The organism is Rothia sp. HMSC066G07, from assembly GCF_001814485.1.
Classification (GTDB): Bacteria; Actinomycetota; Actinomycetes; order Actinomycetales; family Micrococcaceae; genus Rothia.
This window is the reverse complement of the sequence record NZ_KV816924.1, coordinates 123,446-149,147: the sequence shown is the minus strand read 5'-3', so window position 1 is coordinate 149,147 and position 25,702 is coordinate 123,446. Positions and strand designations below refer to the sequence as shown.

Below are 25,702 nucleotides of genomic sequence, written 5' to 3'. Positions count from 1 at the left end.
GTTAGGTACCCCTACTTGCTAGCTTTTCTACCTTAAAGCGAACTTTTGGGTCGTAACGAGCGTGCCTTAGACGTGAGTTAGGGCATAAGATGAAGGGGGCACACACACGCTCATCATCGAAAAAATCGAAAGTGACTGTCTATGGAGACCACCACCGCGGGCCAGCAGGACCACCCGGGGCGTGCATCCGCCGTGTCAACGGCACACGCTGAGCACCACACGGAGCCCAGCGCCTCCCCCACCGCACGACGACGCATCATCGCCGAAGAACCGGCGCTCAGCATTAAAGACCTCATCAAAGAGTTCAAGCCCTCACGCGCCTTCCGCACCAAATACCCCGAACGGCTCACCGCCAGCGGGCTCTACCGCGCCGTCAACAAGGTCAACCTGCGCGTCTTCCCCGGTGAAGTGGTCGTCCTGCTCGGTGCTAATGGCGCTGGCAAAACCACGACCCTCGCCTGCGCTCAGGGCCTGCTCAAGCCAACCCGCGGTACCGTGCGCCTGCTCGGAGAAAACCCGCTGCAGGCGGACCCGGAGCTACGCGCCAAGGTCGGCATTATGCTCCAGGACGGCGGCCTGCCCAACGCCATGCACCCCATCCCGCTGCTCGAGCATATTTCGACCATGTACACCGACCCGTACCCGGTCGAAGAGCTCGCAGAACGCCTGGGCATTGACGCTTTCAACGGCACCACGATTCGCCGCCTCTCGGGTGGTCAGAAGCAGCGCGTCTCTCTCGCCGCCGCCCTCATTGGCCGCCCGGACGTGCTCTTCCTCGACGAGCCCTCCGCAGGTCTGGATCCGCAATCCCGCAACGTTGTCTTCGACATTATTCGTGAACAGCGTGAACTCGGAACCGCAATCGTGCTCACCACGCACCTGATTGACGACGCGCAGAAGCTCGCCGACTACGTCTACATCATTGAAAACGGCACCACGGTTCAAGAAGGTACCGTCTCCGAGCTCATCGCCAGCGACGGCACGAACCGCCTGCAGTACACCCTGGATGCACCCACCCCCACCCGTGAGCAGCTGCTGCCCGCGCATCTGCGTGCCGGTGTGGAGCTCATCGAGAAGGTGCCCTACACCCCGGCTCGTGACGGTGCACCCTCCGTACCCGGCGCGTATGAGCTGGTCGGCGCACTGCGTCCCGAGCATCTGGCGGCATTCACCTCAGCGCTCGCCGAGCGTTACCTCATGCCGATTTCCCTCACCATGGAACCGAAGACTCTTGAGGATGTCTTCCTCGACATTTCAGGACGTGATATCCGATGAGCAACACCGCACGCACTAACAATAACCGGGCAGCAGAAAACCAAGTAAAAGAAAAGCCTGCAGAAGAGAGCCGAGCAAAAGAGAACCAAGCGGAAGGGAACCGAATGGAAGAACGCACCGCGAACACCCGCTCCGCCGTAGACACCCGCCCCAAGGTCTCTTCTATTGACGAAGATGAGGAGTACATTCCCCCGCGCGCGAACTACCCGCTCGTGCGTGTGATTGAGCAGGGCCGCTACGAGACGATGGCGATGCTCCGCAACGGCGAGCAGCTGATGCTCAACATTATTTTTCCCGTCATGGCGCTCATTGCGTTGCGGTTCACCGGTCTGATCGATGAGTACGCGAACTCGGTGGGGGTCTCCCGCATGGACGCGGCGGTCCCCGGCGTTCTGGCGCTCTGCGTGATTTCTACGGCGCTGTCCGGCCAGGGCATTGCCACCGGTTTTGATCGCCGCTACGGCGTGCTGCGGTTCCTGGCGACCACTCCCCTGGGCCGTAACGGCCTGATTATGGGCAAGTGCATTGCGGTGCTGGTGGTCGTAGCGATTCAGTTCACCCTGGTGGCGGTTCTGGGGTACGGCCTGGGGTGGCGCCCGGACGCTATCGCCGTCTCCCGCTCCATCATCACGATGATCATGGGTGCTGGCGCATTTACGGCGCTGGGCCTGCTCATCGCCGGTACGGTGCGTGCGGAGGCGACCCTCGCCATCGTGAATATCGCCTGGGTGATTCTTGCCGGTGCCGGCGGCGTGGTGTTCCCGCTGAAGTCCTTCCCTGACTGGTACGCCGGGGTTGTGGCGTGGTCGCCCTCGGCGGCTCTGGGCGACGCGCTGCGCGGCAACTTCATTCAGCATCAGTGGCTTGCCGAACCGCACTGGGTCCTCATTGTGTGGACCGTGGTCATTGGGTTTGTTGCCTCACGTAAGTTCAAGTGGTCCGACTAGAGGCAGCGCAAATACAGACAGCGCAAGCGCAGACAGTGCAAGAGCAGACAGAGCTTCTTCTCATCGCAAATTAAAAGACGGGCGCCGGATATGTTCCGATCATATCCGGCGCCCATACATATAACACAAACCTTTAGTCTCAACCACGCACAAAGTGCACGGTCCGAGACTAAAAGAAAGCACCCTCCTCCAGAACCTTTTATCTCACCACCACAGTAAGATAATCAACGGTTCTTACGCGGAGGAGGGGCTTCAATCACCGAGATGCAGACCGACCCAACCACTGTTTCGGTCTACAACCTTCCTGCTCAACCTTAACATGAGCTTCACCACTTACACAAAAATTGTTACGTTACTGAACAATATTCAGCGCATAGCTCAGAAACACAGCTCAAACGTGCACCGCGAAATCCGCGGAGCCCGCGTTGTAGCGTCGCTTTTTCTCCATCTCAGCCCCGTATCACCCTGTGAATGTCTGCATTCACACACCGGATACTTCCGCCCAGTGAACTATCCTGTTAAAACGAAAGGGTCGAAACAAACCTCCAGGCTCCCCGCACCTACCGGGTACTTACCAAGGCACCTACCCGGGTACCTACCGGCGCGGGAATAAGCACCCCCGAAGGCACGTTACACCCGATGAACAGCGCGCTAGCACAAGCCTGCTGGCGCATCCACTCACGTTGTGAAAGGACACCCACGTGGCAGAGAACTTCCAGTGGACAGAAACCGACCAGCGCGCCGTAGATACCGTACGTATCCTCGCCGCAGACGCCGTAGAAAAGGTCGGATCCGGCCACCCCGGCACCGCAATGAGCCTGGCGCCGGTCGCCTACCTGCTCTTCCAGAAGGTCATGAACCAGGATCCCTCCGACGACCGCTGGGAAGGCCGTGACCGCTTCATCCTCTCCCCCGGCCACACCTCCCTCACCCTGTACACTCAGCTGTTCCTCGGCGGCTACGGCCTGGAAATGAAGGACCTGGAAGCCCTGCGCACCTGGGGTGCCCTCACCCCCGGCCACCCCGAATACAAGCACACCAAGGGCGTAGAAATCACCACCGGCCCGCTCGGCCAGGGTCTGGCATCCGCCGTTGGCTTCGCCTACGCACAGCGTCGTATGCGCGGCATGTTCGACCCCGAGGCTGCCCCCGGCACCTCCCCCTTCGACCACCACGTCTACGTCATCGCCTCCGAGGGTGACGTGCAGGAAGGCGTCACCGCTGAGGCGTGCGCGCTCGCAGGTCACCAGGAGCTCGGCAACCTGATTGTCGTGTGGGACCGCAACCACATCTCCATTGAAGAAGACACCGACGTTGCCTTCACCGAAGACGTGGCAAAGCGCTACGAGTCCTACGGCTGGGACGTTCAGCGCGTGGACTGGACCCGCACCGGTGACTACGTTGAGGACGTCGCAGAACTCTACGCCGCTATTGAGCGTGCGAAGGCTGTCACCGACAAGCCTTCCTTCATTGAGCTGCGCACCATCATCGGCTACCCCGCCCCCACCAAGCAGAACACCGGCGCAGTGCACGGCTCCAAGCTCGGTGCCGAAGAGGTCGCCGCAACCAAGGAACTGCTCGGCTTCGACCCCGCCAAGAGCTTCTTCATCGAGGAGAACGTGCTAGCACACACCCGCCAGCTCGTCGAGCGCGGCGCTGCGGCACACAAGGCATGGGACGAGAAGTTCGAGGCATGGGCTAAGGCTAACCCCGAGCGCGCCGAACTGTACAAGCGCCTCGTTGCAGGCGAACTGCCCGCGGACTACAAGGCTGCTTTCCCCGTGTTCGAGGCTGGCACCTCCGTGGCAACCCGCGCGGCATCCGGCACCGTCATCAACGCTATTGCTGACACCTTCCCCGAACTGTGGGGCGGCTCCGCTGACCTCGCCGGCTCGAACCTGACCACCATCAAGGGGGCAGAGTCCTTCAACCCGGCATCGCGAACCACCGAAGACTGGACCGGTAACCCCTACGGCCGCGTGCTGCACTTCGGTATTCGTGAGCATGCTGCCGCAGCAATCGTTAACGGTATTGTGCTCTCCTCCCCGACCCGCGCATTCTCGGGCACCTTCTTCGTGTTCTCCGACTACCAGCGCCCGGCCGTTCGCCTCTCCGCACTGATGGGCGTTCCCTCAGTGTACGTGTGGACCCACGACTCCATCGGCGTGGGCGAAGACGGCCCCACCCACCAGCCGATCGAGCACCTCTCCGCCCTGCGCGCCATCCCCGGCTTCGACGTGGTTCGCCCCGCGGACGCTAACGAAACCGCCGTCGCATGGCGCACCATCCTGGAGAAGTCCGACCGCCCCGCAGGTATCGTGCTCTCCCGCCAGAACCTGCCCGTCTGGGCTCGTGAAGACGTGCACGCAGACGCTGAGGGCGAGAAGTTCGCTTCCGCTGAGGGCACCGCACGCGGCGGCTACATCATGGCTGACACCGAGGGCACCCCGGACGTCATCCTGATCGCTACCGGTTCCGAGGTTGAGCTCGCTGTTCAGGCTCGCGCAACCCTCGCAGAGCAGGGCATCGCGGCTCGCGTGGTTTCCATGCCTTCACGTGAGTGGTTCGCTGAGCAGGACGCAGAGTACCGCGAGTCGGTTCTGCCCTCCTCGGTTGCAGCCCGCGTCTCCATCGAAGCTGGCCTGGCAATGAGCTGGTACGACCTGCTCGGCACCGCCGGCCGCGCCGTATCCATCGAGCACTTCGGCGCATCCGCCGATGCGAAGACCCTGTACCGCGAATTCGGTATCACCGCGGAGGCTGTCGTGGCTGCCGCTAAGGAATCCATCGCCGCCGCTAAGTAGGCAATAACAACGCCGCGGTAACTGCCGCGCACACTGCGCTCCCCCTTGTACGTGTGGGGCGCGGACGCAACGGGGAGGCTCCGGCTGACCGCTCAGCCGGAGCCTCCCGCCGCCCAGAAGATTTCGCCGATATCTCAAATTTCAATTTCGACATTTTCAATTTCGACAAAGAATCGAAGGTTTTCACATGTCTGAGTCCACTCAGAAGCTTTCCGACGCCGGTGTCTCCATCTGGCTTGACGACCTCTCCCGTGAGCGTCTGACCAGCGGCAACCTCGCCGAACTCATCAAGACCCACAACGTCGTCGGTGTGACCACCAACCCCACCATCTTCGCTGGCGCGCTCTCCAAGGGTGCCGCATACGCTGAGCAGATGCGTGAACTTGCCGCCGCTGGCGCAAGCGTTGAAGAGGCAGTCTTCGCCGCAACCTGCGACGACGTACGCGCAGCCTGCGATGTGTTCGCACCCGTTTACAAGGCATCCAACGGTTTTGACGGCCGCGTCTCCATCGAGGTTGACCCCCGCCTGGCACGCGACGCCGAAGGCACCGCCAAGATGGCACGTGAACTCTACGAGCGTGTAGGCCGCGAAAACGTCATGATTAAGATCCCCGCAACCCAGGAAGGTCTGCGCCCTATCGCAGAGACCCTGGCTGCTGGCATCAGCGTGAACGTGACCCTGATCTTCTCCCTGACCCGCTACCGCGAGGTCATCAACGCCTACATGCTCGGCCTGGAGCAGGCGCTGGAGAACGGCAAGGACCTGTCCACCATCCACTCGGTCGCATCCTTCTTCGTCTCCCGCGTAGACACCGAAATCGATGCACGCCTCGAAGCTGCCGGCGGCGACGCTGTGCAGCTCAAGGGCAAGGCAGGCCTGGCAAACGCACGCCTCGCCTACGAGGTGTTCGAGGAAATGTTCTCCTCCCAGCGTTGGGCACGCCTGCAGGCACACGGCGCGAACGTACAGCGCCCGCTGTGGGCATCCACCGGCGTGAAGGATCCTTCGCTGCCGGATACCCTGTACGTCACCGGCCTGGTCGCACCCAATACCGTGAACACCATGCCCGAGGCAACCCTGAACGCTGTTGCTGACCACGGCGAAATCACCGGCAACACTATCGTTCCGAACTACTCCGAATCCAACAAGGTTCTGGACGCTATCGGTGCCGCAGGTGTCTCCTACACCGAGGTCGTGGAGAAGCTCGAGGTTGAGGGTCTGTCCAAGTTCGACGTCTCCTGGGAAGAGCTGCTGCAGACCGTCCGCGAGGCACTCGAGCAGGCCAAGTAGCCGCACCCCAGTAGCCATCGAAAATATAGCGTGGCACTAAACACTGTCGGTGTGCACCGCCCGATGCGCACCGCGGCACCGCATCCTAATCCGCCGGGGTTCCCGCCAGAGCTTCACCGTTCGGGGAATCTCGGTGAATTAGGGTGCCACTGAGACAATCCCGTCAAAACCGGTACAATACAGGGTACACACCTTCCAGAATGCGGCATCGCCTCCGCGCGACAAGGTACGAACCGCGCGCCGCACGAACCAACCAAGGCAATCAAAGGAATATATTGTGACTAACGGTCATGAAGCGAACCCCCTCAGGGACACTCGCGACCGCCGCATTACCCGCATTGCGGGGCCGTCCGCGCTCGTCTTCTTTGGCGTAACCGGTGACCTGGCCCGCAAGAAGCTGCTTCCGGCAGTGTATGACCTCATGAACCGCGGTTTGCTCCCGCCGAGCTTCGGCCTTGTCGGCTTCGGCCGCCGCCCCTGGAGCGATGACGACTTCCGCGCCTACGTGCGTGAATCTGTTGAGGCAAACGCCCGCACCCCCTTCCGCGAGGACGTATGGAACCAGTTCCAGCAGGGCATGCGATTCGTTGAAGGTGCCTTCAACGACGACGCAGCCTATGAACAACTCAAGAGCACCCTTGCCGAACTCGACGAGCGTGGCGCTCACGGCAACCACGCCTTCTACCTCTCCATCCCCCCGAAGGCATTCGAGCAGGTCCTCACCAAGCTCGCCGAACACGACCTCGCATCCCGCGATAACGACACCATCAACCCCGTCGACGGTTGGCGCCGCGTGGTCATTGAGAAGCCCTTCGGCCACAACCTTGAGAGCGCACGCGAGCTGAACTCCATCGTGGAGGCAGTCTTCCCGCCCGACGCCGTGTTCCGCATCGACCACTACCTGGGCAAGGAAACCGTTCAGAACATCCTGGCGATGCGTTTCTCCAACCAGATGTTCGAGCCCCTCTGGAACTCCCACTACGTGGATCACGTCCAGATCACCATGGCTGAAGACATCGGCATCGGCTCCCGCGCAGGCTACTACGACGGCGTGGGTGCGGCCCGCGACGTCATCCAGAACCACCTGCTGCAGCTGCTCGCTCTCACCGCCATGGAAGAGCCCCTCAGCCTCGACGCTAAGCACCTGCGCGCCGAGAAGGCGAAGGTCCTCGAAGCAGTCCGTATCGACGACCTGCCGAACTCCTTTGCACTCGGCCAGTACGCCGCAGGCTACCAGGGCGGCGAGCACGTCAACGGCTTCTTCGACGAGAACGACATCCCCGCAGACTCCCGCACCGAAACCTTCGCAGCGCTGAAGGTGTCCATCGCAAACCGCCGCTGGGAAGGCACCCCCTTCTACCTGCGCGCCGGCAAGCGCCTGGGCCGCCGAGTCACCGAAATCGCCGTGGTCTTGAAGAAGTCCTCCGACCGTCTCTTCGGCGAACGTGAAAACCCGCAGGTCGGCCAGAACGCCATCGTCATCCGCGTGCAGCCCGATGAAGGCATGACCATCCGATTCTCCGCGAAGGTGCCCGGCACCCAGATGGAAATCCGCGACGTCAACATGGACTTCGGCTACGGCCACTCCTTCACCGAAGAGTCCCCCGAAGCCTACGAACGCCTCATCCTGGACGTTCTGCTCGGCGAGCCGCCGCTGTTCCCCCGCCACGAAGAAGTTGAGCTCTCCTGGAAGATCCTCGACCCCTTCGAAGAGTACTGGGAAGAAAACCGCATTAAGCCTGAACCCTACGAGTCCGGTTCGTGGGGTCCGCGTTCAGCACACGAGATGCTTGAGCGTGACAACCGCGCTTGGAGGCGCCCGTGATCTCGCACCTGCATAACACCACCGTTTCCGCTATCAACAAGGAACTGAGCAACCTGGCTGCAGCCAACGGTAGCCTCAGCAGCGGACGAGTACTCACCCTCGTTGTCCTCGCGGAAAAGGGCCACTCCCGCGAAGCGATGCGCGCCGCAATTCGTGCCTCCCACGAACACCCGAGCCGCATTATCATGCACATCTCCCACGACCCGCTCGACCCTGACCAGCTGGATGCAGAAATCCACCTGGGCGGCGACACCGGCGCATCCGAGATGATTGTTCTGCGCGGCTGGGGTAGCGCATCCCGCCCGACTGAGGCACTGATTTCCGGTCTGCTACTGCCTGACTCCCCGATTGTGGTCTGGTGGCCGCACTCGGTTCCGGAGAACCCAGCACAGCACTCCATCGGTCGTATCGCTCAGCGTCGCATTACCGATTCTGCGCGCGCTGAGGACCCGAAAGAGGCTCTCAAGCACCTCGCCGAGGTGTACCGCGCCGGCGATACCGACCTGGCGTGGACCCGCCTCACCCTGTGGCGCACCCAACTGGCTGCGCTCCTGGAGCAGATGCCCTCCTCCCCCGTACGCCGCGTGGTTGTGTGGGGTTCGAGCAAGTCCCCGTCCGTGGTGCTGCTCGGTACGTGGCTCGGCTGGAAGCTTGAAGCGCCCGTACACCTCGCCACCATCGGCGCGGCAAACCGCGGCCTGTACCGCGTCAGCATTGAGCGTGAAGACGGTTCCGTGACGATGTTCCGCCCCGGCATTTCCGTGGCGACCATCTCCACCCCGTACGCACCCGACCAGCAGATTGCGTTGCCGGTGCGTACCCTTGCCGAGTGCATCTCTGAGGAGCTGCGCCGCCTCGACCCGGACGACACCTACGGTGACGTGCTGAAACAGGCGCTGTGCACCGTCACCCTCGTCGATGACACCTGCCAGCCTGAAGACATGCTGGATCTCGAAGAATACCCGGAGGTTTTCGATGCCTAAGATTCAGAACATGGGCGCATCCACCCCCACCCTGGTGGCGCACCCGACCCGCGACGCTCTCGCAGCGGACGCGGTGACTCGCATCCTCGACATCATTGAACACGTGCTCTCTGAGCGCACCATCGCCCACATTTCGCTGACCGGCGGCACGATGGGTATCGCCACCTTGAAGGCGTGGGCTGAGAACGAGCGCGTGAAGGATATCGACTGGTCCCGCGTGCACTTCTGGTTCTCCGATGAGCGTTACGTGCCCGAGCGTAGCCCCGAACGTAATGACGGTCAGGCTATTGAGGTGCTGCTCGCTCCCCTGCTGTCGCACGGCCTGGTTGTGGGCAATGTGCACCGCATGGGCCCGTCCGATATTTTCACCGGCCTTGAGGCTGCCGCCGAGCACTACGCTTTTGAGATGCGTGATTACGCCGGTTCTGCACCGGCTGTGAGCGTGCAGATGCCCGAGGGCGCAACCGAACTGCCGCTGGCTGGCGGTCACGGTGGCGGCGCGGGTCACGAACACGGCGGCTCCGGCGGCTGTGGTTGTGGTGGCGGCGGTTGCGGCTCTTCCGCACCCGAGCAGTCCATCGAAGAGACCACTCTCGAAGACTTTGACGCTGAGGCTACTGAGCCCGCAGGTGGTTGCGGATGCGGCGGCGGAGGCTGCGGTGGTGGTGGCGGCCAGTGGCCCGCACCGGTCTTTGACATCACCCTGTTGGGCATGGGCCCGGACGGTCATATTGCGTCCCTGTTCCCGGGCCGTAAGCAGGTTCTGTTGGGTACCGGTCTGCCGGAGGACCCGGTTGAGGGCGGTAAGGCTGTGACCGTGATGGTTTCTGATTCGCCGAAGCCGCCGGCTGAGCGCGTGTCGGTGACCCTGCCGATTATCAATAATTCGCGTCACGTGTTCTTCCTCATCACCGGTGAGGATAAGCAGGCTGCGACCAGCCGCCTTCTGGCTGGCGCGAAGCTGGACGCTGAGGACCTGAACGCGGAGTTGCTGTTGGAAACCCCGGCGGTGGGTGCACGCGGTAAGAAGCAGACCCTGATTTTTGCAACCGAGGAGTCGCTGGCTCCTGAGAACCGCCCGTAAGGTTCGGTTCTGAACTGCATCAACAAAAGAGTGGAGCCCCGGATAGACATCTATCCGGGGCTTTTCTCTATGGTTTTAAACCAGCCGAAATGGTACCAGAAGTGGTACTATAAAGTATGCCGAGTCACACTCTCCCCCGCCAAGAGCTCTACACCTACCGCGTCGAGTGGTCTGAAGACGACCAGGAATTCGTCGGAACCGTAGCCGAATTTCCCAGCCTCTCATACCTGGCCCCAACTTCTACCGAGGCATTCGCGGGTATTCGAGAAGTCGTCGCCGATACCCTTGAGATTCTTGAAGAAGATGGCCGCGAGGCACCCGAACCGTTCTCCCTGCGTTCCTTCTCAGGACGATTCAACTTGCGTGTTTCACCGCAATTGCATCGTCGTCTGGTTCAGCAGGCAGCGCTTTCTCACCAGAGCCTGAACCAGTACGTGAGCCAACAGCTCGAAGCAGTCGCCTAAGTAAGCCAGTACATCTTCATCATCCAACGAAGATTCCAAAATGTTATGACATGACAAAAGAGTGGAGCCCCGGATAGTTTCGACTATCCGGGGCTCCACTCTTGCTACGCCCGCCTACTGTTCAGCAGCGGCAGGATTCTACCCATCCTGTTCCTGCGGCTCCTGTTCCTGGGCCTCCTCCGCTTCGCTCTCAAAGCCCACGTACAGTGCCGCCAGCGACGGAACCGTCGCCTCCAGCACCTCCTGCGCCTCCTCAGCGGTCGAGGTGAGCTTCGCGCCGGTCAGCTGCAGGTACTCGCGCACCGTCATGGGCTGCGCCCAGTCGAAGTGCTCACGCACGGCGGTGATGTTCGCGCCGGACTGCAGCACGTTAATGCCGCGGGCAAGACCAATATCCGTCACCTTCACGATGGCGTCAGTCTCATCGGGAATGTCGTACGGGTCGCGGTTCTGCAGGTCCACGATGAACGGCAGCACGCCGCGGCTCTCAGCGCGCAGGGTGAACTTGGTGTGCACCTGGCTCACCTCGTGCACCTCACCCACGCCCACGGCGGGCACCACCATGAAGCCCGCCTGCAGGTCGTTCACCGCGGCCAGGGTGTGTGCCTCCCCGAAGCCGGAGTACAGCTGCACCACCGGCACGAGGTAGCACACCTCCGCCTTGAGCGCCTTGCGAGCCTCAATGTCGATGTACTCCCAGGCGCCGCCGGTACCGTCCGTAATGTCACCGGAATGGTGCGCGTAAATGGCGCCCTGACTGTTCTTCACGGTCTGCGACCAGTAGCTGATCTTGTCCATGTAGTTGCCTTCGGCATCGAACATCATCAGCGACAGGTCAATGTCCACGCCCTCATCCCAGAAGCAGAAGAGGCGAATCACGCCGGTGGGCGACAGGTGCACCGTGGAGGTGTTGTAGCGGCCCATGCCGTCCAGGGAGGGGCGGGCGCTGCGGGTGTTCAGCGGCATGATCGTATCGCCCACCTGCTCGGGCAGGTAGATGCTGGTCTCGGCAAGACGGCCGGACAGGCCAATCTCGACCAGGCGTTCCAGCAGGTCCAGCACCGCCGGGCTGTACTCGCGCGCCGGAATCATGGTCGCGATGCCGGTCTTGGACAGGTTCATGCGCTGCGGCGCGGCAGGCTGAGCCTTCTGGGCGGACGCCGCGCGGCGCTCCTCACGCTGACTCGTAGAGGGGTCGGAACCGACCGGAATGGAAGGTAGCGGGTTCTCCGGGCCGGAATTATCCCCGAAGAACGAACCCAGCGGGTTCGGGATGCCCGCATTCTGCATGATGTTCTGAACCCTGGCGATGCCCTCCGGGTTGCGGCGCGCGTAGTCAGCGAGCTCCCGGTCCTCCTGCGCCGCGACCGGGTTGGCGGGACGTTCCTTCGGCGGGTTCGCGAGCGCATTACGCTGCAGGGCCACCAGGTTACGAATCTGGACCAGAATGGGCGCGGAAACACGCGGCGCCACGGCGGCAAACGCGTCAAAGATGACCTGCTGGCCGGGGCTCGGCGTGGTATCAATGCCGTAGCGGGGCGCTTCGAAAGCATCCAGGGCGCGCACCAGCTGGCGTGCAAACACGCCGGGGCGGGTGGAGAGCAGACGTGCCACGTTCTGCGCATCCCGGGTTGCGTAGGCGCGGTCCACCAGCGATTCGAAGCTGTACACTTCACCGCGGTACAGGTCGTCAGCCCAGCGGCTCAGCGCGGTCAGCGACGGGTAGTCGCCGGGGTGAATTGCCTTGACGAGGCGCTTGTACATCTCTGCATTGGGCGCGCTGTCGTAGCGGGCACCGACCGGGTCGGCATCAATAATGCGGTTGAGCAGGTGTGCGATGCGGGTGCGTTCGCTGCGGCGCAGCTTCAGGCGCGGTGCGATGCTCAGGCTCAGGTCCCCCACCGTGCCGTTGAAACGCAGACGCGAGTAGGCGGCGGCGAGGGCGAGCGCCTCCTTCATGGTGCGCAGACGCTCGGCGTCTTCGGGGTGCAGGCAGGCGGCAATGAACACGCGGTTCTCGCGGCTGGTGTTCTCCGGACGGGCACCCGGCAGCGCGTCATGCTGGGCGAGGAAACGACGCAACGCCACGAGGTCGCGCTGGTCGGTCTGGCTGTACGCCTGCTGCTGACCGAGCAGCTGCTGGTAGAGGGCACCCGCCATGATCAGGGCGTTCTGCACGCCGCTGACCATCTGCAGGGGTCGGCGGTTGCGTTCCATGCTGGTGAAGTTGGAGCGGCTCATCGGCTGCTGCCACTCGTAGGGCACGTAGTTCTCGGGCAGGCCGCCAAGGATGCGCTCGGTACCGTCCGGGTTGTAGTACGGGTTGGAGAGGTAGTGCATAATCTGCTCGGTGTAGCGCTGCTCGTCGGTGAGCGTCAGGGCGCGCAGATCAAAGTCGCGGCGGAACACGCGGCCGGGGCGGTACCCGTATTCGTAGGACCAGATAGTTGCGAACAGGGCAAATTCGTTGGCGCTGGCGTTCAGCGCCTGGGCGAGGGACTCAGGGCTGAGGGTCAGACCGCAATTGCTCAGGAGGGACACTCGCCCCAGGTCGGTGTCGAATGCGCCGGAGTGGTGCAGCTCGTTAATGCGCGAGTAGTTCGAGCGGTAGTAGGGGCCGTACAGGTCGGTGAAGACGTACACGCCGTAGCGGCGCATCAGGATGAGGCGCACGAGGGGGCTGAGGCCCTCGGGCGCTTCGCCACGAAGGTAGGCGGATTCGTTGAAGTAGGGTGATTCCTGCAGGTAGGGGGATGCGTCGTAGGGAGTGGTCACGGGTCGTCCTTTCCGTTGGTCCCACCCGACTGTCACCGTCGGTGGTGTGTCTATGTTCTTATCGTAGCGGCGTGGGCGCGGGTTGTCGCTGGGTTTGGTCATCGGTGACCTGCGGGGTACATATTCGCGGGGCAACCGACCGCTACATGTTGCGGAGCTTGGGCGGCGCTTATCTGTTGCTTGTTGATCGGTCACTTGCTGATCTGTTAGCCGCTTATCTGTCAGACGCTCATCTGTTAACCGCGTGGGAACGGGGTTAAAAGAAAAATGGCGGGAAGCGAAGAATCCGATAAATATAAGAAAAGATATTTCAGAAAGTAGGACTCTTCATGATCCGCCATTACTTATAGAGTACTCCCGCCCCGCGACGGTGGTCAAGCCGTTTCGTCACGGGGCGGTGAGTACGGTTGGGTGCACGAGGTTGGGTACACAGGGTTGCGCGCGTAGGGGTGCAGATACGGCGGCGCAGTTACGGGGTGCTCCCCTATGACTCCCCTACCGTGAGCTACCCTTCAGCGCCTACCGATGAGGTGCCCCCACCCGAGGTGTCCCCGCTCGAGGTTTCTCCACCCAGCAGGGCGAGCGCGGCTTCGCGGGCAGCAAGCGCCTCCTCAGTCACGCGCGGGGTCACCGCAACCAGGGCGCGCAGGCTCTTCGCCAGCACGGTGGATCCCTTCATTTTCGGCTCCAGCTCGGCGGGAATTTCGACCGGCGTGCCGTACAGTTCGGCAAGCTCCACCGCCAGGCGCACATAGTCGCCGCCCTTCGTCAGCCCACCAACCATCGGCAGGAGCAGACGCAGAACCTGCAGCACACGCCAACCCGCCAGAACACCGATGCCCGACACCTCACGAAGGGTCGCCACCAGGCGGTTCGCAAGGACCATCCCGTCCTCCAGAGCCCACTTCAGGGTCTCAGCGAAGGTTGACGCATCCAGCAGGCCCGACTCAAAGAGCGCCGCGATAGCTTCTGCCGCCGCCAGACGGTACTCGGGGTTCTTCGCGCTCGCCACATAGCCGAGCAGGGTGCAGGTCGGGGCGCCCACCTGCACGGTGGATTCCCTCAGCGCGCGCATCAGCACGGGGACGGGGGTTACGGTCTTCTCCTCAATGCACTCCGAAGCGGCAAACAGGAAGTATGCCGAAAGCAGGTCCGGGTTGTTCTGAAGCAGCCAGGACGCCCACTCGGTGAGTGCCGGGAGGAAGTCACCCAGCCAGCTGTCAACCCTGTCGAGATTCAGCAGATATACGAAGGGAATCAAGGCGGTGTTAAGAGCCTCGTAGGCTATGACCTCCTCGGGGCTCATGCCAGCGGTTGCACGGCTCAGCGCCTCGCGCGCCTCATCTGCGGTATCCACGATGTCGCCCTTGACCTGCCACATGGGCTGGTACTTCACGAATTCCTCAACGTTAAAGTTTTCGAAGCCTGCCTCGCGGAGACGACCCGACCTGCTGGCCTCCTGGTATTCCCAGACCCGTTCATTGTCGAGACCACGGTTGAAGCCGCTCCAGGGCATATCCATGCCAGAAACAGTGCGATAAGTCCAGTCGCTGTAGGTCAGCTGACGGGCGGGTAGCGGGGCGCTCAGCAGACGCACCGTGCGTCCTTCCGTGTGGTACTCTCCCCCGGCGGCGACGGCACGCATCTGCTCACGGAAGATCTCATAGAGGTCGCGGTATCCCTTCAACGGCTTGTAGTCAGCATTCCAGAGATGGTGTTTATTCTGAATAGTCAGACGTATCATCTCTTCCTTGCTCAGGAGCGCGTTACTCGGGCGGGCTCGTGCAACCATCTCACTACGGTCGGAATACTGCAGGAGCGGCGTCAGCTCGGGTAGCTCCCACGACTCGTATCCCGCGGCCTCAGCGTTAGCCTCCAACACGGCGCACAGCGCAGGCATGTACGCGACGTTGTTGTAGTAATATTCGCTGGCAATCTTACGCAGGGTACGAAGCTGCTGCTGTTCCACCGGTGCAAGCTGACCGGTCGCGGCAAAGCAGTAAAGGCGCGCCAGGTTCTCTCCCCGAGTGCTGGGAGATTCGTCCCCGGTCATTCGACTGGAGTTTGTGTTCGACTCCTCCGTAATGAGGGTGCAGAACTCTTCCAAATTTGCCATGGATGCAACAGGTTCTCGGTGCTCAACGCCGGGCAATAGCACCGGCGGCACCTCTACGGAGGCGCCTGCCGCCTCCGCCTCTTCAGGCTGAGGTAGGCGGTCTTCAGGCAGGCAGGCTTCTGCGGCTCCACGCAGCTCCAGGGGTAGCACCTCGTAGGCTTCGAGGACGCGGTCAGCAACGTAGTTGGCGAGCGCCACCTGCTCGGCGGTTTGTGCCTTCTTGCGCTTGGCCTTGCTCACGCCGGCGTACTGGGTGGCAATGAGCTTGAGCAGGCGCAGGGCGCCGCGCTGAATCTTCTTTTCGGTGCGGTAGAGGTTCGCGCCGAGTGCGTCGATGAGCTGTTCCAGGTCGACCTGTTCGAGGGGCTGCAGGTCGGGGGTCTTCTGCAGTGCGGCGGGCGCGCAGGCCTTGAGGACGTTCTGTAGCATGGCCTGGGCAAACCCGACGGAGGCGCTGGGCTCTGCGGTGAGGACAGCCATGAGCTGCCCGAAGCGTGCCCGGTTTTCTGCGTCGGTGGGTTGCAGGTCGGTGTAGACGGAGTGGAACGCTGCCGAGTTGAAGGCACTGAAATCGCTGGTCAGGCCGCGCAGCAGGGCATCCAGAATCTCGTCACGAATATCGAAGTATTCGCCCATGAGGCGGCAGAGTTCCGCGCTTTCACCCATGTGGTTGCCGTAGCCCTTGAAGAGCACCCCTTCGGTGCGGAAGACCGCCCAGAACTCCTGGTCGAGCAGGGTCATGTCACGGGTGAAGAAGGTTTTGAGCTGGGCGTGGTTGCTGGCGCTGTCCTTCTTCACGCAGGGCAGGGCCTCGTGCAGGAAAAGGACCAGGTATTCGGGGGCATCGCAGCTCAGATTGCGGGCGCGAAGCAGCGTGTAGCAGGTTTCCCAAATTTTCTTCGAGCGCGCCCAAGAGTTCGGGAGGCCCTCAATAAAACGCAGAATCCACTCCTCGGGGCGTTCAGAAGCGCCGAGCAGGAACGCGTCAATCAGCCGCTGGTCGGGTTTACCTTCCCAGAGAAGGGTGCGCATGGTTCGTCCGGCGGAGCGGTGGTATTCCCACGGGTCACCGTCGGGGGTGCGCACGAGCGCCCCAGCAACGTAGGCGGCAAGCGGGGTGCGGTTAATGTGGTCGCTACCGATCACGCTCTTGGGGGTGAGGGTTCGGGCGAGGGAGGCGCGCTCCTCCTCGGTGGAGCCGCTGATGACGGCGTGGTATTCCTGCACGTCAGTTGATTCTGCCGCCATGAGTGCTTTGAGGGCGGCGCGGCGCTCTTCGAGGGTGCGCTCACCTGCGTTGTGCTCACCGGCGCTGCATTCGTTAGGGTTATGCGGCTGGGCGGTATCAGTCATTGGTACCTGCTTTCAGAGTTGATGGTGAATGGTTGTGAAGAGTTGAACGGAAGTGTTGAACGGGGACCGGTTGAACGGTTAGCCCTGCACCTGGTTGAGGATATTCCGGGCGTACCGCGCCTTCTGCGAAGAACCAGTCAGCGTACCCAACCAGGCACGCAGCGACTCATCCACGAGCTCCGCACGGGTGGCAGGGTCGAGAGTCGCCAGCGCCTGGCTGAAAGCACCCAGTAGCTTGCCGAGCGAGTTCGCCCCGGTATCCAGGTGCGGTATGAGGCGCGCGAAGAAGCGCACCGCCGCCCGTGCATCCAGCTGGGCGAAGTCGGTGAGGGCGAGCGCCCAACGGTTCAGCATCGCCAGCGGCACAAAGTTCACGAAGCCTGCGGTGGCATCCTCAAGGCTGAGCTGGTCGTCCAGCACGCGGTGCATGATTTCCACGGCGAGGGAACGAATCTCAACGCGCTGCTCCGAGAAGCCCGCGGCAAACACGAAGGCGCATGCGGGACCCCATGCGCCGGGGTGCGCCGCCAAAGCCAAATACAGGCTCCGGTCGAAGGCGCTGTGATCCAAGATGTACCAGTTGCTACTAGCGCAGTAGAAAGCCAGCGGTTCTGCCCGTGAGGGATAGAGCAGGGCGTACTGTCCTTCTTCGCTGTGGTGGGCGGTGGCGAGGCCGCGGAAAGCGTTCAGCTCGGGGGTGGATGCGCCGTGCGCCACCCCGTTCAGCTGAAGGCCCCAGCTTTTTTCCCGCTGGGCTACCGTGATGGATTCCAGGTAGGGGTTGATGCGCCCGGTGGCGAGGGTGCCGTCGAGGGCGGAGCGGAGCACGCGAATCTGTGTAGGAGCAGAGCGCGGAGCGTCCTCCTGAGCGTTCTTCACGTATTGCTCTTCGAGGCTTTCAAGCAGGGTCAGCGCCTCATCCCGGCAGTGCTCAGCATCCTGTCGCTGCTCGTCGGTAGCGTACGGAGGCAGCACCTCCGGCACGCGCACACGCAGTAGCGCCGCCGTGAAATCCTGACGCAGGATGGGGGCTCCATCAGCCAGGTTCTTGGCGTACCGGCGCACCAGGGTATCCGGATGCACCCACCCGCCGAACAGTTCGGAGGTGGCGAGCGGCGTGTAGCTCTGCCTGCTCTTCAGCGCGCCGAGGGCGTCCTTGAATCCGGTGCCGAAGAACGCGGCGTGGCGGGAGTACATGTAGTGCAGGTTCGGCACCGTACCGGGGTCTTCCCTCTGGGTCATCTCCGATGCTTTCGGGCGCTCACGTAGCTTCCCGGCGGCGGCTAGAACCGTTATGTGTGCGCGCATGTCGAACCATTCCAGACCCCAGTGGTTCAGCTTTTTCAGGCAGATAGGAACAAGCTGTTCGAGCAGGTTCGGACTCTGCGCGGTGCCGTCGGCGCTGAGCAGGTAGGCGGTGAGCAGTTCCAGTTCCAGCTCGCATCCGGCGTGCGTTTCGGGCTGGTCTGCTTCATTGAGCGTATCGAGGGTGGCGCAGGGCGCGACCTGGTGGTGCAGGAGCGCACGGGCGCGTTCTTGCACGTCAGATGCGGTCACGGGGCGCACGGGGGTGTCCCAGTACCGGTGGATTACGGCGCGGGAGGCGGCGAGCGCCTCCGCGGCGGCGGCCTCAATGTCAGCAGCTTCAGTGAGGGCTGCGTCTTCCGTGCCGCTCCCCCGGCTATTCTCCGGGCTGTACCCATCTTCGAGGAGCGGCGAGCCCTGAATCTGAGCCACAACGAGCGGATCCAGCTGGGAGCGGTAGTCGCGGTAGAGTTCGCGGGCACGCTCAGCGAACACAACAGCGTCGGCGCTCGCATTGTCTGCGGCACCCGCTTGCACCCATTCTTCAAGGTGTTTGAGGGCGGCTGCCTGCACCTGCGCGTGGGTGTGGCTGAGTGCCATAACTACCGCATCTTCGCAGGCGGCAGCGTCGAGGGTGCCCGCACGGTACAGCGCCTGGAGCATGGTTAGGATTTTGAGTGCGTTTGCCTTGGTTCCGGCGCATACGGCGGGTGCCGCGTAGGCGAAGGCGGTGGCATCCAGCGCCTGCGGGTTTTTGGTCCAGAGACGGTGAATATGCTGCACGCCGAGGGTTACGCTCGGGCCGATGGGCGAGGAGAAAAGCGTCAGAAATTCGCTCTGACGTGCCGCGATTTCTTCGGCGGTGAGTTTGAGTCCGGTGACCAGGCGTGAGAACCAGCCAACCCGGTACGCAGGGAAGTCGCTCATGAGGGAGCTCAGGAGCGCATCAATGAGACGGTCACGGCTAATCAGCCCGGTTTCGGTGGCTTCGATGAGGGCGCAGGACCAGCCGGGGCTGTTGACCTTCTGCGCGGGCTTGTAGGAGTCGCGCTGGGTGAGGGATACGTCCCGGTTGCCTTCAACGGCGAGCATGCCCCAGATGAGTTCTTCGCGGAGCTGCTTATCCTCGCGCAGCAACGGGAGGATCAGCTCGCGGTCGCAGTTGATGAGGGCGGTGTAGTATTCCTCGTTGTGTTCGAGGCGCGCCCCGCCGTAGAGCTCAGCTAGGCGCATCGCAACGCTTCCGGTGAACCAGCCGAACTCTGCGTAGGCTTTGACGCGGTCCTGTGTAACGGTTCCAGGCGTGTTTTTACCGAGCTGGGAGCCGTAGGGGGTGGTGACAATGTCGAAGTACTGCCAGCGGCGGTAAATCTGTTCGAGGGTGCCGCCGACCGCCAAAATGTTGGCGAGGTTGCGGTTGAAGTGCATGATGTCGCTCCAGGTTTTCTGTTGCCTGAGGAGCGGGTAAATGACTTCACCGGGGAGCGGCTCGGTGATAACACCTTCGGGGAAGGTGTGCGTTTCGGGGCGTTTGCTCATGGTGGTCTTTCGGAAGGAAGCTGAAAGGAACTCTCGCGGCAGAAATTGTGCGGCTCAGATTTTCGCCGCAAGAGTTTAGCGCGGTACGTGGTGTGTCTAGCCGGCGGCGTGTTCGCGGTAGAGAATACTGACCGCCAGTGCGTGCTTGCAGGGGCCGCGCGTACCGCGGTACTTCAACCACCAGGGGCAGGAGCAGAGGTACCCCTCCACGGCGTACGGGTCGGCGGGCAGCACCACGGTGTACGTGTTCGCGCCGCTGCGCACACTGTACTCGCCGGTGCCGTGCTCGCCCGCCCCGACCCGCTCAATAGCGCCGGAGTCGGCAAGCTTTTTCGCGCCGACCAGGCGCGGGTGCATGGCGGTCAGCGCCTCCGGATGCACAGGCAGCGGGCGGTGGAAATACTCACCAGCGTGCGCGTCAAAACCAACCTGACCGGAGGAAGCCAGCAGGGCGAGGGCGTCGCGGGTTGCCGCCTCATCCAGGCCGGCACGGGCAGACATGACGGGCACGTCAATGCGCGGCTCGAAGGAAAGCAGCACACTGAGCATGTCAGCATTCTGGGCGGTGTTCGGGTTAGACAGCGCCTGCAGCACGGATCCCTCACCGGAGAACCCGCGTGACTTTTCGGGGCTCAAACCAATGCTCAGGCGTGCACCGGGCAGGTGCGCCACCCACACGCTGGGCACGGGCGCGTTACCGGCGCTCACGGGCTCACTGTACGCGTCCAGGTGCTGAATGTGGCGGATGAGCGGTTCAAGCACGCGCAGACGCTCGGGGCCCGCCACGCATACGGATCCGGCGGTGGCGCGGGTGGCAAGTCGCAGGGAACGCACGGCGCGGGTTGCCCACAGGACCGCCTTGGTGCTGGAGTTACGCGGCAGGGAGTGGATGAAGGTTCGGGCGGCGGCAGCGTCCAGGCTGTGCACGGGGCTCATGCGGGATGAGAGCATCTGCGTTTCTGCAAAGCCCTTGAGCCAGCGGATGGGCAGCGGCACTTTTTCTTCCATGACGGAGCCGTCAAGGGTGGTGGTGAGCAGCCCGTCGTCGCCAACGTTCAGGTGGATGGGCTCCCCTGCCCTGAGGGAGGCGAGCGCGGCGCGCAGGGGCGGGTTGACGTCTACGTTGGTGACGCCTACGGCGCTGTGGCTGGCGTCGAGTGCGCTGGAGTCAACGTCGAGGCGCGCGTACACTCCGCAGCAGGCGCTGAAGGATTCGAAGCGTAGGCCTTCGGCGGTGCTGGTGACGACTGGGTCTGCGGCGCGTAGGGCTCCGGCGAGGGAGCTGGGCGGCACGTAGAAGCGGGTGCGGGCGACCCTGGCGACGACCAGTAGTGCGGTGGCGTAGACGTCTGCTCGTTCGAGGAACCCGGAGAAGAAGTACGGGTGGGAGGCGGCACCTTCGGGGGTGCTGCCGCCGCTGGTAGCGAGGCTGAGCGCGCGGGAGTCGGCGCCGTCGATGAGGGCTGACGGGGCGGTGTACGTGTAATCGAGGGTGTAGGCGCTCATGGCTTCTTTGCCTTTCGTATGTGGTGTATACGTCCTATCATGCCGTAAAGATTCGCGTCCCGCTACCGCTTTCGTCATTGCCGTTTGGTGCATAAAAAATCCCCGACATTCTCGGTTGAGAAGTGCCGGGGAGAAGCTCTATTTGGCTCACCCTCGATGGGGTGGGCGTGGGCTCTGATGAGAGGCTCAGGCTAGACGACGATCTGGCCGTTGAAGCGCAGGGCCAGGCCGTACAGGACCACTGCGATAACCCAGATGACAATCACGGTCACGGTCAGGCGAATCAGGTTCTTCGACGCCATACCGGAGGAGTTCAGGGAGTTGGTCATACCGCCGCCGAACATGTCGGAGAGGCCGCCGCCCTGACCGCGGTTGAGCAGCACAAGCATCACTGCGATCACGCTGGTGATGGCGATGATGACCATGAGTACGTTCATGATGACGTCCATGGGGACCTTCCTTCGTTGTCTTCTGGTGGGGTGCCTGGACTGCGGGGGTGCAGACAGACGGGTTTAACTATACGCTACAGCCGCCATTCGGTCACGTTGAGGCGGCTTTTACGCGGCGCGGTTGCTGCGGCGCTGGTATTCGCTGGGGGTCAGCTGCAGTGCTGCGGGGCGGTCGGTGAGCACACGCTGAGCGGTGAGTTCGTCGCCTTCGGTGTCGTAGGCGCGCACGTATCCGCCGTCGATGAGGTAGTAGGTGAACTGCTGCGCGGCTGCCCAGTAGGCGCCTCCTTCAGCGTAGAAGCCCTGGTCTACCCAGTCGCGCAGGGTGAGGGTGACGGGGATTTCCGGTGAGGAGGTGCGGCTGTAGAGCTGGTCGAGGAATGCTTCTCGGCGGCTCTCGAAGTACTGGTATTCGGGCGAGGGTTCCTGGTATTCTGCGCCGCCTGCGTAGCCGATGTTGCCGCCGTCGTTGCCGGGTAGGCGCGGGGCACTCACTTTGCGGTTGCGCAGGTAGCTGTAGAGGATCATGCCGACGAGGGCTGCGATGACCAGGGAAAAACCAAAGCTGAACATGCCGTTAAGTGTACGGGGCGAACCGCGGGGTCGGCGTATTCCGGGTGGGTTTTGCGGCGAGGGGCGAACGCGCCCGGCCCTTCTCCCCCGCCCCTTACGTCTGGCTCCTGCTCCCGGCTCTTACTCCCGCCTCGTACATCCACCGCTAACTCGGTGGCGGTTAAATGGTTCAGCGCCCGGTCGGGTGGGTACCCGCCGGGCGCTGTAACGCTATGAGACGCTGTGGTGCGTCGGGGTTTTATGCGTCGAAGCGTGCGATTGCTGCGAATTCGTCAGCCTGCAGGGATGCGCCGCCGACGAGCACGCCGTCCACGTCTTCCTTGCCCATGATGGAGGGTGCGGAGGAGGACTTGACGGAGCCGCCGTAGAGAACGCGGACCTTCTCTGCAACGTCTGCGGAGTAGAGCTTAGCGATTTCTGCGCGGATTGCTGCGGACATTTCCTGTGCGTCGTCTGCGGTTGCGACCTTGCCGGTGCCGATTGCCCAGACGGGCTCGTATGCGATGACGAGGGTTTCTGCCTGCTCTGCGGTCAGACCTGCGATGGAGCCGCGCAGCTGCTCGAGGGTGTACTCGACGTGGGTGCCTGCTTCGCGGATTTCGAGGGGCTCACCGACGCAGAGGACGGGGGTCAGGCCGTGCTTGTATGCTGCCTGAACCTTTGCTGCGCACAGCTCGTCGCTTTCGTGGTGGTAGGTGCGGCGCTCGGAGTGGCCGACGAGCACGAAGGTTGCGCCGAGCTTGGAGAGGAATGCGCCGGAGATTTCGCCGGTGTATGCGCCGGAGTCGTGGACGGAGAGGTCCTGGCCGCCGTAGAGGATGTCCAGCTTGTCGCCTTCGACGAGGGTCTGCACGGAGCGGATGTCGGTGAAGGGCGGGAAGACGGCTACTTCGGTTGCGGAGAAGTTGAAGTTTGCGTCGTCGAGGGTCCATGCGAGCTTCTGGACGAGGGTGACTGCCTCTGCGTGGTTGAGGTTCATCTTCCAGTTGCCTGCGATGAGGGGCTTACGCGACATAGTTCGCTCCTTAGCTTTCCCGCGCGGTATGCCGGGCGGGGTTGTTGTTCGGAATTTTCCTTTTCTATTTTAGAGGGTTGGCGGCATATTTTCACTGGTTCGGCGCGGTTTTATGCTGTGCCTTGACTATTCTCACCCCGCGTTCGCTGATTGCGCGGAACCCCGGATACGAAGTACCGGCAGGGTGGAGCTTAGGGGGCTCTACCCTGCCGGTATTCTGCCGGTGATGTTTGTCTACGGTGTGTTAGTAGCCGCCTCGGAGAAGGTACGAGGTGTAGCAGAAAAAGACAATCGTCAAAACAATCACAAGAAGCGCGGTAGCGCGCGCACTTATGGCGAGGGAACGACCCCAAGGCAGCTTTCGGGTAGCGATCTTCTCAACGATGAGCGCCGCAAGAGCACAGTAGGTGAAGCAGACACACAGCAAAACAACAAACGAAATGATGAGAGTAGCCGTTGCTACCGAGGAAGATTCCCAATAGGCGTAATACATCCAGAGGTAGGGACTATTTGCAATGAAGAAGGCCGTGAATCCGCCGGTGGGGAGGCAGATAAGCGAGTACAGGCCCATGCGCTTAGGCTCTGCGGGCGCGGGTGCTACCGCCTCGGCAGGAGCCGCGGATGCGGCACCATCTACGGCGGGGTCTTGCGCGGGACTCTGGAGGGCGGTTGCGGTAGGTACTGCAGTAGCTTCTACCGTGGTGCTTTCTGCAGCGTTGTTCTGCACGGTGTTTTCCTGTACAGCATTGCTCTGCGCCGTATTCTCCGGCAAGGGGCTGCCCTGCACGGCGCTCCCCTGTGCGGGTGCTCCGGGGTTCTGGGGCGACTGTTCCATATGTCTCCTAGGGTGGTTGGTCTGGTGTGGTTATCGGTGATGTCGTGCGGTTACCGGGAAGGTGGGTTCTTACACCTCTAGCCCTTCGAGGGAGAATCCCGGAGGGTATAGCGGCGTGGCGTCCTTATCGTCTTCCACCAGCACCCAGCGGCCGCGCAGGTGCTCCGCACAGAGGAAAGCGTATTCTTCCTCACCGGTCTTCAAGAACTTATCGATGGGTAGCTTCTCCCCCGTTTCGGGCACGTAGAAGACAGCCTCATCGCGAATACGTCGCCTTGCCTGGTATTCGCTGATATTACGGCTGTTCTTTTGGCGTCTACCGATACCGGGAATCGTAACCTGTACGCGGTACACGTCCTGATTAGCAATAAGCCAGCCGCGGTTTTCCCGGTACAGCCGAAGAAGCTCAGGGGAAATGATCTCTTCCGGATTGATCACTTCAGAGAGCGGTTTGGTATCTCCGGTGTAGTAGAAATAGTTCAGGGCGGCATAAAAGTACGCCTGAAAAATATAGAAACCACCGCGGTTGTACTCGTTCATTCCCGGCTGCAGAACGGGGTACGGCACATTCTGAGCGGCGTGCTCTTCGGTGGCGGGCACGTACCTGCCGTTGCGCTCGTAGGCGGTGTAGACAAGCAGACCGGTTGAATCACCCTGTTTGACAAGCTCATCGAACTTCTCAGTCGGCTCAAGGGAAGCCAGTACCTTATCTCGTTTGAAAAGACGTGCTTCTTGCTTTTCTTCATTGGTGGCGAGGATACCGGTCTGTCGACCGACGATGAGAGCGCCGAGGGTGCCCACGCCTGCTACAGCGAGGGCACGACGAGAAAAGCGGGGCTTCCGCGGTTCCTGCTGGTGAGCGAGTAGCTGACCAGAAGATACCGGATGGGCTTCCGGGGAGGAACCCAGCGTTCCGTTCGTCTCCTGTTCCTTGCGTTGGGGTCCCATGGTTAGGCCTCCTTTTCGGGGATGAAGTGGATGTCCCATCCGGGATTGAGGAAATGGGAGCGTAGGGTGCCGTGGATTGCTCCGTCGCGGAGGAGTCCGCGTGTGTCGAATTCGGTGATGGGCTGTAGCTGCCCGGTGTCTTTCCGGAAGACTTTTGCTTCGGGAAGGATGTCGAATTTGACGTTCCAGTCGAAGATTTTTTGTTCTTCGTTGTGGATGCGCGGTTGTGCTTCGAGAATGTGCATGGTCAAGATTTGTTGGTTGGGGGTAATAACCCACCCTTTTCCGTCGTCAAAGATATCTTGGATGGCGGGAAAGAATAGTTCTTCGGCGGTCATTGCATATTCGAGGCGGCGCGAATCGGATGCCAAAAGCATATAGTTTTGGCATTGATAATAGTAGCTATTATAGAATTTCAAATCAGCGGACGTTAGAAATTTAGTAAACGTATAGCTGTAGTCTGGCGGCGGCGCAGAATATGCAGGGTGCTGCTGGTCTGCTGGGGTATAAATTCCAATCATGTCAGTATCGACAAGATGGTATGCTCCCCTATAGTCCTCTTGGTTGAAGAATTTTTTAGTCCACTCCGGGTCGACAGTCATTTCCTCTCCTTCT

At 62.0% G+C, this 25,702-nt stretch carries 18 protein-coding genes; 8 read left to right on the top strand and 10 right to left on the bottom strand.

Going from position 1 to position 25,702, the window contains the following annotated elements; all coding sequences use genetic code 11:
- The first annotated feature begins 141 nt into the window (after nt 1–141).
- From HMPREF2971_RS04300 to HMPREF2971_RS04265, 8 genes are all read left to right on the top strand, one after another.
- Nucleotides 142–1,275, top strand: a complete 1,134-nt coding sequence (locus HMPREF2971_RS04300; RefSeq protein ID WP_070543471.1) for an ABC transporter ATP-binding protein — start codon at nt 142–144, stop codon at nt 1,273–1,275.
- Nucleotides 1,272–2,222 (top strand): ABC transporter permease, encoded by a 951-nt coding sequence (locus HMPREF2971_RS04295; protein WP_070691567.1) that lies wholly within the window; start codon nt 1,272–1,274, stop codon nt 2,220–2,222. The genes HMPREF2971_RS04300 and HMPREF2971_RS04295 overlap by 4 nt, the downstream gene beginning before the upstream one ends.
- Before the next feature lie 701 nt (nt 2,223–2,923).
- On the top strand, nt 2,924–5,026 hold the full coding sequence (tkt, locus tag HMPREF2971_RS04290) for a transketolase (RefSeq protein ID WP_070691565.1): 2,103 nt from the start codon (nt 2,924–2,926) through the stop codon (nt 5,024–5,026).
- 187 nt (nt 5,027–5,213) lie between these two features.
- Entirely contained in the window at nt 5,214–6,317 is a 1,104-nt protein-coding gene (gene tal / locus HMPREF2971_RS04285; protein ID WP_070543464.1) for a transaldolase, read from the top strand.
- Between the two features lie 277 nt (nt 6,318–6,594).
- Nucleotides 6,595–8,142, top strand: coding sequence for a glucose-6-phosphate dehydrogenase (gene zwf / locus HMPREF2971_RS04280; RefSeq protein ID WP_070506339.1), 1,548 nt, complete (start codon nt 6,595–6,597; stop codon nt 8,140–8,142).
- Complete coding sequence (locus tag HMPREF2971_RS04275; RefSeq protein WP_070506340.1) at nt 8,139–9,125, top strand: glucose-6-phosphate dehydrogenase assembly protein OpcA; 987 nt, start codon at nt 8,139–8,141, stop codon at nt 9,123–9,125. The genes zwf and HMPREF2971_RS04275 overlap by 4 nt, the downstream gene beginning before the upstream one ends.
- A complete protein-coding gene (locus HMPREF2971_RS04270; protein WP_070691563.1) occupies nt 9,118–10,209 on the top strand; it encodes a 6-phosphogluconolactonase in 1,092 nt (363 codons plus the stop codon). The genes HMPREF2971_RS04275 and HMPREF2971_RS04270 overlap by 8 nt, the downstream gene beginning before the upstream one ends.
- Nucleotides 10,210–10,325: 116 nt before the next feature.
- Nucleotides 10,326–10,673 carry a type II toxin-antitoxin system HicB family antitoxin gene (locus HMPREF2971_RS04265; protein WP_012903584.1) on the top strand — a complete coding sequence of 116 codons (348 nt, stop codon included), beginning with the start codon at nt 10,326–10,328 and terminating at the stop codon, nt 10,671–10,673.
- Between the two features lie 138 nt (nt 10,674–10,811).
- Here HMPREF2971_RS04265 and HMPREF2971_RS04260 read toward each other — a convergent pair whose 3' ends face one another.
- The 10 genes from HMPREF2971_RS04260 to HMPREF2971_RS04215 form a co-directional block, all read right to left on the bottom strand.
- Complete coding sequence (locus HMPREF2971_RS04260; protein WP_070691561.1) at nt 10,812–13,448, bottom strand: TerD family protein; 2,637 nt, start codon at nt 13,446–13,448, stop codon at nt 10,812–10,814.
- Between the two features lie 505 nt (nt 13,449–13,953).
- A complete protein-coding gene (locus tag HMPREF2971_RS04255) occupies nt 13,954–16,917 on the bottom strand; it encodes an endonuclease (RefSeq protein ID WP_070691559.1) in 2,964 nt (987 codons plus the stop codon).
- Between the two features lie 78 nt (nt 16,918–16,995).
- Nucleotides 16,996–19,761: a DUF6493 family protein gene (locus HMPREF2971_RS04250; protein ID WP_070691557.1), complete on the bottom strand. Its 2,766-nt coding sequence runs from the start codon at nt 19,759–19,761 to the stop codon at nt 16,996–16,998.
- 96 nt (nt 19,762–19,857) lie between these two features.
- Nucleotides 19,858–21,267, bottom strand: a complete 1,410-nt coding sequence (locus tag HMPREF2971_RS04245; protein WP_070691555.1) for an SWIM zinc finger family protein — start codon at nt 21,265–21,267, stop codon at nt 19,858–19,860.
- Nucleotides 21,268–21,458: 191 nt separating this feature from the next.
- A complete protein-coding gene (gene secG / locus HMPREF2971_RS04240; RefSeq protein WP_012903590.1) occupies nt 21,459–21,716 on the bottom strand; it encodes a preprotein translocase subunit SecG in 258 nt (85 codons plus the stop codon).
- A gap of 108 nt (nt 21,717–21,824) precedes the next feature.
- Complete coding sequence (locus HMPREF2971_RS04235; RefSeq protein ID WP_044143857.1) at nt 21,825–22,289, bottom strand: hypothetical protein; 465 nt, start codon at nt 22,287–22,289, stop codon at nt 21,825–21,827.
- 238 nt (nt 22,290–22,527) lie between these two features.
- Entirely contained in the window at nt 22,528–23,304 is a 777-nt protein-coding gene (tpiA, locus tag HMPREF2971_RS04230) for a triose-phosphate isomerase (RefSeq protein ID WP_005509126.1), read from the bottom strand.
- A 244-nt stretch (nt 23,305–23,548) separates the two neighbouring features.
- Nucleotides 23,549–24,139: a hypothetical protein gene (locus tag HMPREF2971_RS04225; protein ID WP_049345376.1), complete on the bottom strand. Its 591-nt coding sequence runs from the start codon at nt 24,137–24,139 to the stop codon at nt 23,549–23,551.
- A gap of 69 nt (nt 24,140–24,208) precedes the next feature.
- Nucleotides 24,209–25,087: a DUF6318 family protein gene (locus HMPREF2971_RS04220; RefSeq protein ID WP_070691553.1), complete on the bottom strand. Its 879-nt coding sequence runs from the start codon at nt 25,085–25,087 to the stop codon at nt 24,209–24,211.
- Nucleotides 25,088–25,089: 2 nt separating this feature from the next.
- Nucleotides 25,090–25,689: a DUF6318 family protein gene (locus HMPREF2971_RS04215; protein ID WP_070691551.1), complete on the bottom strand. Its 600-nt coding sequence runs from the start codon at nt 25,687–25,689 to the stop codon at nt 25,090–25,092.
- Nucleotides 25,690–25,702: the final 13 nt, after the last annotated feature.

Excerpts from the sequence above, each read along its gene's own strand:
- HMPREF2971_RS04300 (WP_070543471.1), top strand. The coding sequence starts at position 142 with ATGGAGACCACCACCGCGGGCCAGCAGGACCACCCGGGGCGTGCATCC.
- HMPREF2971_RS04295 (WP_070691567.1), top strand. The coding sequence starts at position 1,272 with ATGAGCAACACCGCACGCACTAACAATAACCGGGCAGCAGAAAACCAA.
- tal (WP_070543464.1), top strand. The coding sequence starts at position 5,214 with ATGTCTGAGTCCACTCAGAAGCTTTCCGACGCCGGTGTCTCCATCTGG.
- HMPREF2971_RS04270 (WP_070691563.1), top strand. The coding sequence starts at position 9,118 with ATGCCTAAGATTCAGAACATGGGCGCATCCACCCCCACCCTGGTGGCG.
- HMPREF2971_RS04265 (WP_012903584.1), top strand. The coding sequence starts at position 10,326 with ATGCCGAGTCACACTCTCCCCCGCCAAGAGCTCTACACCTACCGCGTC.
- HMPREF2971_RS04255 (WP_070691559.1), bottom strand. The coding sequence starts at position 16,917 with ATGACTGATACCGCCCAGCCGCATAACCCTAACGAATGCAGCGCCGGT.
- HMPREF2971_RS04250 (WP_070691557.1), bottom strand. The coding sequence starts at position 19,761 with ATGAGCAAACGCCCCGAAACGCACACCTTCCCCGAAGGTGTTATCACC.
- HMPREF2971_RS04245 (WP_070691555.1), bottom strand. The coding sequence starts at position 21,267 with ATGAGCGCCTACACCCTCGATTACACGTACACCGCCCCGTCAGCCCTC.
- secG (WP_012903590.1), bottom strand. The coding sequence starts at position 21,716 with ATGGACGTCATCATGAACGTACTCATGGTCATCATCGCCATCACCAGC.
- HMPREF2971_RS04235 (WP_044143857.1), bottom strand. The coding sequence starts at position 22,289 with ATGTTCAGCTTTGGTTTTTCCCTGGTCATCGCAGCCCTCGTCGGCATG.
- tpiA (WP_005509126.1), bottom strand. The coding sequence starts at position 23,304 with ATGTCGCGTAAGCCCCTCATCGCAGGCAACTGGAAGATGAACCTCAAC.
- HMPREF2971_RS04225 (WP_049345376.1), bottom strand. The coding sequence starts at position 24,139 with ATGGAACAGTCGCCCCAGAACCCCGGAGCACCCGCACAGGGGAGCGCC.
- HMPREF2971_RS04220 (WP_070691553.1), bottom strand. The coding sequence starts at position 25,087 with ATGGGACCCCAACGCAAGGAACAGGAGACGAACGGAACGCTGGGTTCC.
- HMPREF2971_RS04215 (WP_070691551.1), bottom strand. The coding sequence starts at position 25,689 with ATGACTGTCGACCCGGAGTGGACTAAAAAATTCTTCAACCAAGAGGAC.